The organism is Roseixanthobacter pseudopolyaromaticivorans (genome assembly GCF_043195145.2).
GTDB lineage: Bacteria > Pseudomonadota > Alphaproteobacteria > Rhizobiales > Xanthobacteraceae > NCEH01.
On sequence record NZ_CM195539.1, the window covers coordinates 265,585 to 278,790 of the forward strand.

General features: G+C 65.1%; 13 protein-coding genes. 7 read left to right on the forward strand and 6 right to left on the reverse strand.

Annotated elements, in window-relative coordinates; genetic code table 11:
- The first annotated feature begins 36 nt into the window (after positions 1-36).
- A complete protein-coding gene (gene cysT, locus V5F68_RS01165; RefSeq protein ID WP_394015984.1) occupies positions 37-858 on the forward strand; it encodes a sulfate ABC transporter permease subunit CysT in 822 nt (273 codons plus the stop codon).
- Positions 859-861: 3 nt separating this feature from the next.
- On the forward strand, positions 862-1,734 hold the full coding sequence (gene cysW / locus V5F68_RS01170) for a sulfate ABC transporter permease subunit CysW (RefSeq protein WP_394015985.1): 873 nt from the start codon (positions 862-864) through the stop codon (positions 1,732-1,734).
- Between the two features lie 110 nt (positions 1,735-1,844).
- Here cysW and V5F68_RS01175 read toward each other — a convergent pair whose 3' ends face one another.
- From V5F68_RS01175 to sppA, 3 genes are all read right to left on the reverse strand, one after another.
- The gene (locus V5F68_RS01175; protein WP_394015986.1) at positions 1,845-2,165 is read right to left on the reverse strand and encodes a lipopolysaccharide assembly protein LapA domain-containing protein; all 321 of its coding nucleotides are present in this window, start codon (positions 2,163-2,165) and stop codon (positions 1,845-1,847) included.
- Between the two features lie 8 nt (positions 2,166-2,173).
- A complete protein-coding gene (gene ihfB / locus V5F68_RS01180) occupies positions 2,174-2,458 on the reverse strand; it encodes an integration host factor subunit beta (protein ID WP_348846829.1) in 285 nt (94 codons plus the stop codon).
- A 123-nt stretch (positions 2,459-2,581) separates the two neighbouring features.
- Positions 2,582-3,553 (reverse strand): signal peptide peptidase SppA, encoded by a 972-nt coding sequence (sppA, locus tag V5F68_RS01185; RefSeq protein ID WP_348846828.1) that lies wholly within the window; start codon positions 3,551-3,553, stop codon positions 2,582-2,584.
- Positions 3,554-3,794: 241 nt separating this feature from the next.
- Here sppA and V5F68_RS01190 point away from each other — a divergent pair, with 241 nt between their 5' ends.
- Complete coding sequence (locus V5F68_RS01190; RefSeq protein ID WP_394015987.1) at positions 3,795-4,547, forward strand: carbonic anhydrase; 753 nt, start codon at positions 3,795-3,797, stop codon at positions 4,545-4,547.
- Between the two features lie 145 nt (positions 4,548-4,692).
- Here V5F68_RS01190 and rpsA read toward each other — a convergent pair whose 3' ends face one another.
- The 3 genes from rpsA to V5F68_RS01205 form a co-directional block, all read right to left on the reverse strand.
- Complete coding sequence (rpsA, locus tag V5F68_RS01195) at positions 4,693-6,393, reverse strand: 30S ribosomal protein S1 (protein ID WP_394015988.1); 1,701 nt, start codon at positions 6,391-6,393, stop codon at positions 4,693-4,695.
- Between the two features lie 397 nt (positions 6,394-6,790).
- On the reverse strand, positions 6,791-8,278 hold the full coding sequence (locus V5F68_RS01200; protein WP_394016011.1) for a M48 family metalloprotease: 1,488 nt from the start codon (positions 8,276-8,278) through the stop codon (positions 6,791-6,793).
- Positions 8,279-8,337: 59 nt separating this feature from the next.
- On the reverse strand, positions 8,338-9,132 hold the full coding sequence (locus tag V5F68_RS01205) for a thermonuclease family protein (RefSeq protein WP_394015989.1): 795 nt from the start codon (positions 9,130-9,132) through the stop codon (positions 8,338-8,340).
- Positions 9,133-9,412: 280 nt separating this feature from the next.
- Here V5F68_RS01205 and V5F68_RS01210 point away from each other — a divergent pair, with 280 nt between their 5' ends.
- The 4 genes from V5F68_RS01210 to V5F68_RS01225 all read left to right on the forward strand — a co-directional run bounded on the left by V5F68_RS01210 (position 9,413) and on the right by V5F68_RS01225 (position 13,205).
- Positions 9,413-9,889 (forward strand): MarR family winged helix-turn-helix transcriptional regulator, encoded by a 477-nt coding sequence (locus V5F68_RS01210; protein ID WP_348846822.1) that lies wholly within the window; start codon positions 9,413-9,415, stop codon positions 9,887-9,889.
- Between the two features lie 308 nt (positions 9,890-10,197).
- Positions 10,198-11,607: a UbiD family decarboxylase gene (locus V5F68_RS01215; RefSeq protein ID WP_394015990.1), complete on the forward strand. Its 1,410-nt coding sequence runs from the start codon at positions 10,198-10,200 to the stop codon at positions 11,605-11,607.
- 33 nt (positions 11,608-11,640) lie between these two features.
- Positions 11,641-12,426: an ABC transporter ATP-binding protein gene (locus tag V5F68_RS01220; RefSeq protein ID WP_445322319.1), complete on the forward strand. Its 786-nt coding sequence runs from the start codon at positions 11,641-11,643 to the stop codon at positions 12,424-12,426.
- Positions 12,423-13,205, forward strand: coding sequence for an ABC transporter permease (locus V5F68_RS01225; RefSeq protein ID WP_394015991.1), 783 nt, complete (start codon positions 12,423-12,425; stop codon positions 13,203-13,205). Before V5F68_RS01220 ends, V5F68_RS01225 begins: the two co-directional genes overlap by 4 nt.
- Position 13,206 lies beyond the last annotated feature (1 nt).

Below are 13,206 nucleotides of genomic sequence, written 5' to 3' on the forward strand. Positions count from 1 at the left end.
TCGGCGACGGTCTGCGCGCGATATAAGGGACCTTTCATGTTCAGCGTCATTCCGGGCTTCCGTTTGTCGCTCGGCATCACGCTCACCTATCTCGGCCTGATCGTTCTTTTGCCCATCGCCGCCTTGCTGCTGAAAGCCGGGGATGTGGGGTTCGCGCGCTATATTGCGATCATCACCTCGCCGCGCACGCTGGCGTCGTTCCAGGTCACCTTCACCACCGCCGCCGCTGCCACGGCCTTCAATGCGGTGTATGGCCTTGCCCTCGCCTGGGTGCTGGTGCGCTATGAGTTTCCCGGCAAGCGCTGGCTCGATGCGCTGGTGGACGTCCCGTTCGCCTTGCCGACGGCGGTCGCCGGGCTCGCGCTGACGGCGCTGTTCGCGAAGAACGGCTGGTTCGGCCGGCCGCTGGCGGAGTGGGGCATTCAGGTGGCCTACGCCCCCGCCGGCATCGCCTGCGCCATGGCGTTCACCAGCCTGCCGTTTGTGGTGCGCACCGTCCAGCCGGTGCTGGAGGACCTCGCCGCCGATGTGGAGGAGGCCGCGACCACGCTCGGCGCCTCCGATCTGCGCGTGTTCTGGACCGTGATCCTGCCGGCCATCTTTCCGGCCTTCCTGGCGGGCTGCTCGCTGGCCTTCGCCCGCTCGCTCGGCGAATTCGGCGCCGTGGTGTTCATCGCCGGCAACCAGCCCTTCCGCACCGAGATCGTAGCGCTGCTCGCCTTTATCCGCATCGAGGAATATGACTACCCCGCCGCCGCCGCCATCGCGGCCACCATGCTGGGTCTCGCCTTCCTGCTGTTGGTGAGCGTCAATCTCATCCAGGCGTGGCACCAGCGCCGCGCCATCCGAGAGGATTGAGCCATGAGCGATCAGGCGTCTCCCGCGCGCCGCCGGGTCGGCGATGGATTCCTCACGCGCACCATCCTTGTGGCGCTGGTGATGGCGGTCACGGTCTTCGTTCTGCTGGCGCCGCTCGCCTCGATCTTCTCGGAAGCCTTCGGGCGTGGCTGGGCCACCTTCGCCGAGAGCCTGGTGCGACCCGACACGCTGCACGCCATGGGGCTCACGCTTTTCGCCGCGCTGGTGTGCGTGCCGGTGAATGTGGCCTTCGGCATCGCCGCGGCCTGGACCGTGGCGAAGTTCTCCTTCCCCGGCCGCGGCTTGCTGCTGGCGGTGATCGAGCTTCCCTTCTCCATCTCGCCCATCGTCGCGGGTGTCGCCTATCTGTTCGTCTATGGCGCGCAGGGGCTGCTGGGGCCGTTCCTGCAGGCGCATGACATCAAGATCATGTTCGCCATTCCCGCCATCATCCTGGCCAGCCTGTTCGTGACGGCGCCGTTCGTCGCGCGCGAGATCGTGCCGCTGATGATGGCCCAGGGCCGCGACGAGGAGGAGGCGGCGGTGACGCTCGGTGCCTCGGGTTGGCGCATCCTGCGCACCGTGACGCTGCCGAACGTGCGCTTCGCGCTGCTGTACGGTGCCACCCTGTGCAATGCGCGGGTGATGGGCGAGTTCGGCGCCGTGTCGATCGTGTCCGGCAATATTCGCGGCCAGACCTCCACCTTGCCGCTGCAGATCGAGCTGCTCTACCAGGACAGCCAGGTGGCGGCCGCCTTTGCCGCAGCGACGGTTCTGGCGGCGGTCGCGCTGTTCACGCTGGTGGCGAAATTGATCATCGAGCGGCTGGATTCCGAACGCGCCCGGCTCGAAGTGCCGCGCGGCGTCGGTCACTGATCCGGGAATTTCCGGTCGCCATCTTCAGCGGAAGCGAAAAGGGAGGGCGGCGGCGACCCCATGCTGAGCCGGCGTAGGCCCGCGCCTCACGCCGTTACGCATAGGTCGGATCAGGCGTTGCGGATTGGGGCCGGCAGGGCCGGTGCGCCGGAGGCCGAACGCGGCGGCTCCGGGGGCAGCATCCTGCGGGCGCGCTTGGCTTCCTTGCGGAAGCGGCGTTGGCCGAGCCAGGTGACGGCACCGCCGATGACGACGCCGGCGATCAGCGTCGCAAAGATCAGTGCGAACAGCGGCAGGGTCACGGCCAAGGTGGTGGAATCGGGGCTGAACGGGTCCAGCGACACCGTCACCATCTTGCGATTGGCAACGGCCAGGGCCACGACGATGATGCACACCGGCAGGCCGATGAGAACGGAAAGAAAGCGCCGCACGGACAGAATCATCCCTCGATGTTGAGACGCTCGCGCATCTCCTTGCCGGTCTTGAAATAGGGGACGATCTTCTCGTCCACGTCCACCTGCTTGCCGGTGCGCGGGTTACGGCCGGTGCGTGCGTCGCGCTTCTTCACGGAGAAGGCGCCAAAGCCACGCAATTCCACCCGGTCGCCACGGGCCAGGGCGGAGACGATTTGCTCCAGGATGGCGTTGACGATGTTTTCCACGTCCCGCTGATAAAGATGCGGGTTCGCCTCGGCGATCTTTTGGACCAGCTCGGACTTAATCATGACCGCTCAGCTTCCTTCGGGACCGATCCATGGGCGCCCGCAACCCAATTCGGGTGCCGGCTCGTACACGCGTCCCCAGGTTGCGGGGGCGATGGGGTGGATGTTCGTGTTCCGCCTATGGCTTCACGACCCGATCTGAGGGTGCCAGAGGGCCAATAACCCGTCAAGCTGAGTGCGTTCCAGGGCGCCCCTCGCGATCTGCGACACAAGCTGCGCGGCTTCCTGCAGGCCCACCGCCGAGAGCAGCCAGGACGCGCTGCCGCGCAGCCAGCCGAACTCGTCGCCGGCGGTCTTGCTGGACCAGGTGCGGGTGCGCAGACGCTCGGGAATGCCCTTCTCCCGGCTCAGCCAGGCGCGCGCGGTGCGCTCGTCGCCCAGTTCGTCCACCAATTGCAATTCCAGTCCCTGGTGGCCGGTGAAGACCCGCCCGTCGGTGACGGTGGCGAGTTTCGCGTCCGAGAGGGCGCGGCGTTCCGCCACGAGGCCCTTGAACCAATCATAGCTGTCCACGACCAGCGCATTGATGGCGGCGCGCGCCTCGGGGCTGGTGGGCTCATAGCCGTTGGGCGCAGCTTTCAGGGGGGAGGACTTGATGTCCTCCATCTTCACCCCGACGTTCTTGAGCAGGTCCGTGACATTGGGGAATTGGAAGATCACCCCGATGGAGCCGACCAGCGAATTGCGCCGGGCGACGATATGGTCCGCTCCCATGGCCGCGATATAGGCGCCGGACGCCGCCATGCCTTCCACCACCGCCACCACCGGCTTCTTTTCCGCGAGGCGGCGCAGGGCGTCGAACAATTGCTCGGAGCCGGTGACCGTGCCGCCGGGGCTGTCGATGGAGAGGATCACCGCCGAGGCGCGGGATTTCGCGATCCGGTCGATCAGCTCCACCCGGTCGCGGTCATTGCGGATGATGCCGCCGATGATGAGGCGCGCCACATGGGGCGAGGACTCAAGATCGGAGCGGCCGACCGCATAATAGGTGGCCCCGCCGATGGCCAGAACCAGGGCCAGCACCGCCAGGGTGCGCCAGAACGTGAGCTTGTGCCGCAAGCGGCGGCGGTCGACGATCTGGTCCACGTCCAGCGACATTGCGCTTCTCCTGCCGCCCCCGGCCCCGTCAGTTAAGCGTGCGCGTGGCCTTTGGCAACCCGCCATCCGGTTGGCGCCACATCTCTTGAGTCGGCAAGGTTTTCTGCCTCTTCCGGCGTCGGCCTCGCTGTGCCCAAGGATCTGTTCCATTTTGGCGAGGATCGCAGCTTAAGCGTGGCATGCGTGTGCAACCCTAGCTATGTTTCCGCTCGCAGAAACGCTTACTGGGGGCATAAACAAAATGTCTTTCACGCGTCGCAGTTTTCTCAAGGGCCTGGCCGCATGTCCGCTTTGCGCGCAGGCGGCCCTGGCCGATTCCACTGTCCACTGGACCTATGAAGGCCACGGCGGACCGAGCGAATGGGGTCAGTTGGCGGGCGATTTCAAGACCTGTCAGGTTGGCGCCCAGCAATCGCCCATCGATCTCGACGCCAGCGTCGCGACCGTGCTGCATCCGGTTGTTCCCGACTGGAAGCCGCAGATGTTCAAGGTCACCAATAACGGCCACACGATCCAGGCCGACGCCACCGCCGCGTCCAGCAGCGTCACCCTCGGCAAGACATCGTACGAGCTCCGGCAGTTTCATTTCCATGCCCCGAGCGAGCACGCGCTCGGCGGCGAGCGCACCGCGATGGAGGCACATTTCGTTCATGCCGCTCCCGCCGGCGGCCTCGCGGTGATCGGCGTCTTCATGAAGGCAGGCAAGAAGAACGACGCCTTCGCGACCGTCATGGCAGCGGCACCCAAGACCGAGGGTGGGGCCCTGCTGAAGGACGCCATGGACGTCAGCGCGTTCCTGCCGGGCGACCGCACGCTGTATCGCTACGAAGGCTCGCTCACCACGCCGCCCTGCGCGGAAGTGGTGGATTGGAACGTGTTTGCCACGTCCATCGAAGTCGCTCAGGCCGACATCGACGCGTTCCGCGCCATCTTCCAGATGAATGCGCGTCCGCTCCAGGCGGTGAATCGCCGCTTCATCCTGCGGCTGAACTGATCCGCGGCCTGCCGGGCGCGGGCGGAGCGGCTCCCCGCTCATCCGTGCCAGCGGGGCAATTCCCCGATCCGGCGTCACCAATAAAAAAGGCCGGCGCGAGGCCGGCCTTTCTCTTTTCGTGGAGCGGGTGCCCGAAGGCGACCGATCACTCCTTAGCGTCGTCCGCGCGCTGGCGCAGGGCCGCGCCCAGGATGTCGCCCAGCGAGGCGCCGGAATCCTGCGACCCGTACTGGGCCACGGCTTCCTTCTCCTCGGCGATCTCCAGCGCCTTGACGGAGACCTGCACCTTGCGCGCCTTGCGGTCGAACAGGGTGACGCGGGCGTCCATCTTCTCGCCGACCGAGAAGCGCTCGGGGCGCTGGTCGTTGCGCTCGCGCGCCAGTTCGGAGCGCTTGATGAAGGCGGTCAGGTCGGTGCCGGTGAGCTTCACCTCGATGCCGCCGTCCTTCACGTCGGTGACTTCGCAGGTGACGATGGCGCCCTTCTTGACATCGCCGGCTTCGGCGAACGGATCGCCCGCGAGCTGCTTGATGCCGAGCGAGATGCGCTCCTTCTCGACGTCCACGTCGAGGACGATGGCCTTGACCACGTCGCCCTTGCGGAATTCGTCGATCACCTGCTCGCCGGGACGGTTCCAGTCGAGGTCGGAGAGATGGACCATGCCGTCCACATCGCCGTCGAGGCCGAGGAACAGGCCGAACTCGGTCTTGTTCTTGACTTCGCCTTCAACCACCGCGCCGGGGGCATACTTCTCGCCGAACGCTTCCCACGGATTCTGAAGCGTCTGCTTCAGGCCGAGCGAGATGCGGCGCTTGGCGGGATCCACCTCGAGCACCTGCACTTCGACTTCCTGCGAAGTGGAGACGATCTTGCCGGGGTGGACGTTCTTCTTGGTCCACGACATTTCGGAAACGTGGATCAGGCCTTCGATGCCCGGCTCCAGTTCCACGAACGCGCCGTAGTCGGTGATGTTGGTGACGCGACCCTTGAAGCGGGCGTCCACCGGATACTTGGCCTCGATGCCCTCCCACGGATCGCCGAGGAGCTGCTTCATGCCGAGCGAGATGCGGTGGGTCTCGTGATTGATCTTGATGATCTTCACCTTCACCGTCTGGCCGATGTTCAGCACTTCGGTGGGGTGGTTCACGCGACGCCACGCGATGTCGGTGACATGCAGCAGGCCGTCGATGCCGCCGAGGTCAACGAACGCGCCGTAATCGGTGATGTTCTTGACCACGCCGTCGATGGCCTGACCCTCTTCGAGGTTCTGGACCAGTTCGTGGCGCTGCTCGGCGCGGGTCTCTTCCAGCACGGTGCGGCGGGACACGACGATATTGCCGCGGCGGCGATCCATCTTGAGGATTTGGAACGGCTGCTGGTTGTGCATCAGCGGGCCGACGTCGCGGATCGGGCGGATGTCGACCTGAGAGCGCGGCAGGAAGGCCACGGCGCCGTCGAGATCGACGGTGAAGCCGCCCTTAACCTGGTTGAAGATCACGCCCGTGACCTTCTCATTGGCGGTGAACGCCTTCTCGAGCTTGACCCAGCTCTCTTCGCGGCGCGCCTTGTCCCGCGAGAGAACGGCTTCGCCCATGGCGTTCTCGACCCGCTCGAGATACACCTCAACTTCATCGCCCACGGCGATGGGCACTTCCCGGCCGGGGCCGGCGAATTCACGAAGGGCAACGCGGCCTTCCGTCTTCAGGCCGATATCGATGATCGCCAGATCCTTCTCGATGGCGACCACAATGCCCTTGACGACGGCGCCTTCCTGCAAATCGGCGCGGCCGAAGCTCTCGTCGAGCAACGAGGCAAAATCTTCACGCGTGGTTTCTGCGAACGACATCTAGTCTCCGAACTGTCTCGCGCCGGCGTCTTTGATATGGACGCCCGTATCGTGCGGATGGTCCGGGAGACACCCGAACCGCCACCGGCAAAGCCGATGGGCCGGCGCAAAGGCCGCTCGATACGAAGCAGGTTGAGGTGTGCAAGGTCAGGCACCGAGCGAAAGCCAAGGCGGGCTGCCTCCGACATTTCGAGGGCAGCGTATCCCGCGCCCCCGGCCCGCCCGAACGGCCCTCGCATGAAGGTCACTGTCTCGGACGCGGCTTACGTAGTGCAGAAACGGCTATTTTGCAAGGCTTGCTTGGCTTTCGGGCCCGATCCGGGGGAAACCCGCGCATATTGCAGCGCACTTCGCGCGGTTTGGGCTGTGCGTGCCGCCGGCGGCACGTCGGCCGGGATCAGTCGGTGACGATCTTCACCTTGTCGCCGTAGCGCAGCTTGGCGTCCTTATCGAGCCCGTTGAGGATGAGAAAGCGCTCCATCGGCCGGTCGGGTGTCTGCATGCGGGACGCCATCTTGTCCACCGTGTCGCCGAGGCCGACCGAGACCACGCGGATGCGCAGCGGCTTCACAGTCTCCGCCTCATCGCTGGCCACGCGGCGGAAGGTGTCGGCGGCCTCGCGAAACTGCGCATCCAGCTCCGGCGTGAGGTTCCGCGCGGCGAAGATCAGGCGATAGACATCCGAGCCGAAGCGGATGGCGAACATGCGGAACGACCATTGCTCGCCCCGCGCCACCGCGGTCGCGGCCATGAAGCCGTTCACGGTGAGCGTCTCCACCGAATTGATCTCCACCCCCTCGATCCAGCCGGAGGAGAGATATTGGCCGAGTGACTGGTCGCCGTTCACGCGCACCGCGTCGAGCCGCAGCGCCTCCGAGCCGGAGGCGGTGGCGCCGAGCACGGCCTGGGAGGTGTTCTCCAGCGAGAAGCCCTCCGGCGCCACGAAGGTGAAGCCGAGCTTGGGGTGGAAGAACTTGCGCCCGCGCACGAACCCTTCCTTCGGGTCGTCGCCATAGACCATGCCGTTGATGGCCGAGAGATAGGCGGCCTTGTCGCGCTCCCCGGTGCTGGCGCCCGAGGCGCCGCTGCCGTTGGGGGTGGCATATTGGCGGGCGTTGGCATTGGCGATGGAAATGCGCTCTGGGGTCGCGGGATGGGTGGAGAGGAAGTCCATGTCCGGCGTGGTGCCGGAGGCCATGCCGCCGAGCCCGCCGCCACTGCTGCGCAGGCTGGCCTGCTTGCCCATGTCGGTGAGGAAGCGCGAGGCGCCGAACGGATCGAAGCCTGCGCGCGCGGAAATGCCGACGCCGATGGCGTCTGCCTCCAGCTCCTGGCCGCGCGAGAAGCTGGCGAGCGACATGCGGCTCTTCTGCATGGCGAGCGCGCCGAGGTCGGGGTCGTTGACCACGTCCGAGATCACCCGGCTCACCAGCACCGCCTGCTTGGTCTGGTCCTCGCGGATGGAGGCGTGGCGCGCGATGACGTGGGCCATCTCGTGCGACAGAACCGAGGAGAGTTCGGACGTGTCGTTGGCGAGCGCCAGCAGGCCGCGGGTCACGTAGAGCGAGCCGTCGGGCAAGGCGAACGCGTTGATGGCGGGTGAATTCAGTACGGTGACGCGATAGCGCAGGTCCGGCCGCTCGGAGGCTGCCACGAGGCGTTCCACCACCTGCTGGATCAGCGCCTTCAGCTCCGGGTCGTCATAGGCGCCGCCATAGCTCGCGACCAGACGCTCGTGCTCGCGCTTCTGGGCCGGCGTCATCTCCGGCAGCTCGGCGCGCGCCCCCCCGTCGGGGGCGGAGGTGCTGAACCGATCCATGTCGACACCGGCACAAGCGGTCAGCAGCACGGAGAGGCCGAGGCCGAGCAGGATCGCGCGCAGCACGCGCGCGCCGGGAACGATCCCGGCTCCCTCTGGCCTCGGCCCGAACCCGCCAACCCCCTTCAACGCATCCGCTCCTCGAAATCCAGCGCAGCCGCCGTCCGCAGGGCGAGCATGGGCCCGCCCTCTTCGTTAACCACACCACGCACGTGCACAAAGGTGCCGGGCAAAATGGCGGGAGCGAGGCCGGCGCGCGACATTCTGGCAGCGCTGGATGCCGGGAGCGTCACCGTGACATCCTCCCGCCACCGGGGGCCGAAATTGAGATAGAGGAGGCCGTGCACGGAATTGGCGGCGGCCACCCGGCCGTCAACCAGGGTGAACAATCCGACGCGGGCTGCAACGGCGTCGATATCGGCGGCATCGAGGCGCGCGGATGCGGACGCCCACAGGCCCGCCCGTGCCCCATGGGCTGCGCTTTCGGCCGCTTTCAATTCCCCCGCGCATGCCGGCAAGGAGGCGGGATCGGCATAGGCAGCGCCGGCCTGCAGCAGCGCCTGCGCCAGTGGAACGGGCCCACTAGGAGTGAAAACCAAGGCGTCGGCAACGCGACGGCCGTAGCGGTCTTGTTCGCTTGGGCCCAGCTGAAGCGTGCGGCCGACGAGCGTGGCGCGGGCCGCGGCTTCGGCCTGCGCGGGAATTTCAGCCTCGGGATTGAGACGCGTGGGCAGGACGACGCCCTTCGGGACCAGCCGTTCGCCGCCGGACAGCAAGAACGCGCCATCGGCGATCCCAGTCACCACCTGCCAGGCACTGCCGGCTTCAGAAGTTGCCGCTTCGGACGAGGCGGGCGGTGCCATGGCCTTCAGCTTCGGGCAGCCGGCCGCATGCGCGGAAGCTGCGCCGAGCCCCGCCATCAACACCGCCAGAACCAACTGCCGCGATCCCCGTGTCAGGGCCAAAACTCCTTGATCTGATTTGGAGCCGATCCACTAGAAGCCATAAGTGTACCCGCCCGCGGCGGATGCTCCAAGCGCAGGCCCGCGCTTGCGGCTTCACCCTTTCTTACCTTGCGTTTCCGCATCGGCCGCTGCCGGCCCCTGGATTTTGGCGGGGGAAGATGGTTCCTTTTGAAGGTCGTTTGAAAATGCGGATTCGCGGCATGCTCCGGCATGTCAGCCAAAGGGGCGGTGCGGCGTGTCGGAACGTGCAAAGCGGATGGCCGAGGGGCTCTTCAAACGGCCCGGCTTCTTGATCCGGCGCCTGCATCAGATCTATGTCGCCATCTATCTCCAGGAATGCGAGCGGTTTGGCACCACGCCGGTTCAATCGAGCGTGATGCAGGTGCTCCTGATCCAGCCTGGCCTCGACCAGGCTACGCTCGCGGCGGAGATCGGCGTGGATCGGACCACCACCTCGAACGTGCTGGCCCGGCTGGAGAAACGCGGCCTCATCAAACGGGAGGCGACGGAAGATGACCGGCGCATCCGCCGGGCGTTCCTGACCGAGCAGGGGGAGGTCATGGTCGGCGAGATGCAGGCGGCCCTGGAGAAGGCGCACACCCGCCTTATCGCGCCGCTCCCGGCTGAGGAGCGGGCCCAATTCATCCGCCAACTGACCCTTCTGGTGGAATCCAACAACGATGAGGGCCGCGCGCTTCTGCGCACTTTATAGGCAGTTCTCGCCTAAAAAATCGCATTGACGCGAAATCAATCCATCAGCACACTGACGAAATCGGAGCGGCGGAGTGAGGTCGCGCTTTCGGCGTCGATATCGTCAGTATGCTGATTATATCGATCGCTTTGGCGACGCGAACGACCTGCGCTCACAGGCCGCGTCAGCGTGATCGGGCAAGTCAGCGTGAAAAAAGAGTCGCACTCCATCCGTGCGCGATGAATCCGAATGGTTGCGCGAGATCGGTCCGTAAAGTGCTGAAGCGTTGATAAGAAAAAACGAATAGTCCGCCAAGAAAGGGTAGTTCTGTGCAGAGCTTGGATATTTTGGATCGCCAGGGCCTTCGCGGCTTCCTGAACATGGTGGAACGTGAATTCCCGGAAGAAATGCTGCGTATTCAAGGGCGGGTCGAGATCGAACTGGAATCCACCGCAGTGGTTTTCGAGCTGGAGCGCGCAGGCCGCAGCCCGGTGGTGGTGTTCGAGGATTTGGGCGGCAAGGGCATGCCCTGCGTCACGAATGTTGCCGCGAACCGCAAGTTGCTTGCCGCCTGCCTTGGCGTTTCTGCTGCCGAACTGCCGATGGCGTTCCGTGAGCGGTGCCAGAATTATCTGCCCTGCGAGATTGTCGATAACGCGCCCTGGAACGAAGTGGTCATCGAGGGCGACGACATCGATCTGACGAAGCTGCCGATTCCCCTGCAGTTCTCGGTGGATGCGGCGCCTTATATCACCGCCGGCCAGCTCACCGCGCGCGATCCCAAGACCGGGGTGGACACCACGGGCTTCCACCGCCTGATGCTGCGTGGGAAGAACCGGCTTGGCGTTTCCCTGCATTCACGCCGGCGCATGTATGAATTTCATCGCCGCGCGGAAGAAATGGGACAGAATCTCCCGGTCGCCATCACGATCGGCATTCACCCTCTGCACTATATGGGCTCGATGACCTACGCCTATCCGCCCCAGGTGCGGAAGTTCGAGATCATCGGCGGCCTGTTCGGCGAGCCGTATCGTCTTGCGAAGTGTGGCGTCGGCGATCTGGATGTGCCGGCCGGCGCCGAGATGATCATCGAAGGCGAGATCCTCGCCGATGTTCACGAGCCGGAAGGGCCGTTCGGCGAGTTTACTGGCTATGCCTCCTACCGCTCGACGCAGAACGTCTTTGTCGCGCACCGCATTCGCATGCGCCGCGACGCGATGTTCCATAGTGTGACCTCCGGCATGGCGAAGGATCACATTCTGATTTCCTGCGTGACGCGGGAAGGCGAGATCCTCAACGCCCTCAAGCGGAACCTGCCGAACGTCAAGGCTGTGCATGTGCCGCATTCCACCTGCGGGGCCTTCGTTGCCATCATATCGATGAAGAAGACCGCAGAAGGCGAAGCGCAGATGGCCATCATGGCCACGCTGGGCACCGAGCTCTATACGAAATACGTCATCGTCGTGGATGACGACGTCGATATCTTCGATATCAACGACGTCTTCTGGGCCATTGCGACCCGTGTTCGGGCGGAGAAGGATATTTTCTTCATTCCCGGGGCCAAGGGTGCCATCCTGGATCCGAGCTCCGATCCCGAAAACTTCACCCTGACCAAGATGGGCATCGACGCGACCCGGCCGTCTGGCCGCGATTTTGCGGAGCGGCTTGTTATTTCCGAGGCCGACCGGGCCCGGGCCCGTGCCATCCTGGAAGGCGCCGGGTTGAAGATCCAGGGTTAGTCGAGCGGGCTCGGCGGTCGAAGGTCCAGTCGTATGAGCTTTATTGAAATCAGAAACGTCGATCTAAGGTATGGATCGTCGGCATCGGGGACCCTGGCGGTTTCCGGTGCCAGCCTCGACATCGAACTCGGCGAATTCGTCGCCCTGGTGGGACCGAGCGGGTGTGGCAAGTCCACCCTGCTCAAGCTGATCGCCGGTCTCGTGAAGCCGAGCGCGGGGCAGGTGCGCGTCTCCGGGCGCGAGGTGACCGAGCCGCTCAAGACCGTAGGCATGGCGTTCCAGAACGCCACCCTGCTGCCGTGGCGGACCATCCGCGACAACATCATGCTGCCGCTGGAGATCGTCGAACCCCATCGCCGCACGCTGAAGCAGGATCGCGAAAAAAACCGCGCCAAGGTGGATGCCCTGCTGGAGAAGGTGGGTCTCACCGGCTTTGCCGAGCGGATGCCCTGGCAGCTCTCGGGTGGCATGCAGCAGCGCGCCCAATTGTGCCGCGCGCTGATCCACGAGCCCTCGATCCTGCTGCTGGACGAACCGTTCGCGGCGCTCGATACCTTCACGCGGGAAGACCTCTGGTCGGTGCTCCAGGATCTGTGGTTGTTCCGCAAATGCACCATCGTGCTGGTCACGCACGAATTGCGCGAGGCGGTCTATCTGGCGCAGACGGTGCATGTGATGTCCTCGCGGCCGGGCCGCCTGATCAAGAACCGGAGCGTGGAGATCGCGCGGCCCCGCACGCTCGAAACCACATTCGAACCGGCGTTCGTGGATGTCGTCCACGAGCTGCGCCAGGCCATCAGCGAGGGGAAAACCCCATGAGCTCCAAGACCCTCGAACGGATCGCCCCGTGGGTGACGACCCTCATCCTGGTGTTGCTCTGGTGGCTGGTGATCGTGGTGTTCGACGTGAAGGCCTATATCCTTCCGACCCCTGGCGAGACCATCAAGGCGCTCTACCAATATCGCTACCCGCTCATGACCAACGGCCTGTCGACCCTGACGACGACGGTGATCGGCTTCGGCATCGCGGTGGTGTTCGGGCTCGCCCTCGGGATCATCGTCGGCTCCTCGCGCCTCGCCTATTGCGCCGTCTATCCGGTGATCGTCGCCTTCAACAGCGTGCCCAAGGCCGCGCTGGTGCCGATCCTCGTGGTGTGGTTCGGGCTCGGGTTCGTCCCGGCGGTCATCACGGCCTTCATGCTGTCGTTCTTCCCGGTGGTGGCGAACGTGGCGCTGGCGTTCTCCACCATCGAGCCGGAACTGACCGAGCTGATGCGCTCGCTCGGCGGATCGCGGCGGGACATGATCGTGAAGATCGGCATTCCCCGGTCGCTGCCGTATTTCTTCGCCTCGCTGAAGATCGCCATCACCTTGTCCTTCGTGGGTTCGGTGATCGCGGAAATCATTGGCGGCAATACCGGAATCGGCAATGTGATGCTGGTCGCAAGCTCCAATTTCAATATGCCGCTGGTGTTCGCCGCGTTGGTGGTGGTGGGCGGTCTCGGCATCGGCATGTATGCCTTGTTCGATCTGTGGGAGCGCCGCTTCACCTCCTGGTCGGTGCGCGACGTCACCTCCACGACCACCGGCGGCGGCTGAG

What these genes read in the sequence shown, in the direction of transcription:
- cysT (WP_394015984.1), top strand. Translation starts at nt 37, where the DNA reads ATGTTCAGCGTCATTCCGGGCTTCCGTTTGTCGCTCGGCATCACGCTC.
- cysW (WP_394015985.1), top strand. Translation starts at nt 862, where the DNA reads ATGAGCGATCAGGCGTCTCCCGCGCGCCGCCGGGTCGGCGATGGATTC.
- ihfB (WP_348846829.1), bottom strand. Translation starts at nt 2,458, where the DNA reads ATGATTAAGTCCGAGCTGGTCCAAAAGATCGCCGAGGCGAACCCGCAT.
- sppA (WP_348846828.1), bottom strand. Translation starts at nt 3,553, where the DNA reads ATGTCGCTGGACGTGGACCAGATCGTCGACCGCCGCCGCTTGCGGCAC.
- V5F68_RS01190 (WP_394015987.1), top strand. Translation starts at nt 3,795, where the DNA reads ATGTCTTTCACGCGTCGCAGTTTTCTCAAGGGCCTGGCCGCATGTCCG.
- rpsA (WP_394015988.1), bottom strand. Translation starts at nt 6,393, where the DNA reads ATGTCGTTCGCAGAAACCACGCGTGAAGATTTTGCCTCGTTGCTCGAC.
- V5F68_RS01205 (WP_394015989.1), bottom strand. Translation starts at nt 9,132, where the DNA reads ATGGCGGGGCTCGGCGCAGCTTCCGCGCATGCGGCCGGCTGCCCGAAG.
- V5F68_RS01220 (WP_445322319.1), top strand. Translation starts at nt 11,641, where the DNA reads ATGAGCTTTATTGAAATCAGAAACGTCGATCTAAGGTATGGATCGTCG.
- V5F68_RS01225 (WP_394015991.1), top strand. Translation starts at nt 12,423, where the DNA reads ATGAGCTCCAAGACCCTCGAACGGATCGCCCCGTGGGTGACGACCCTC.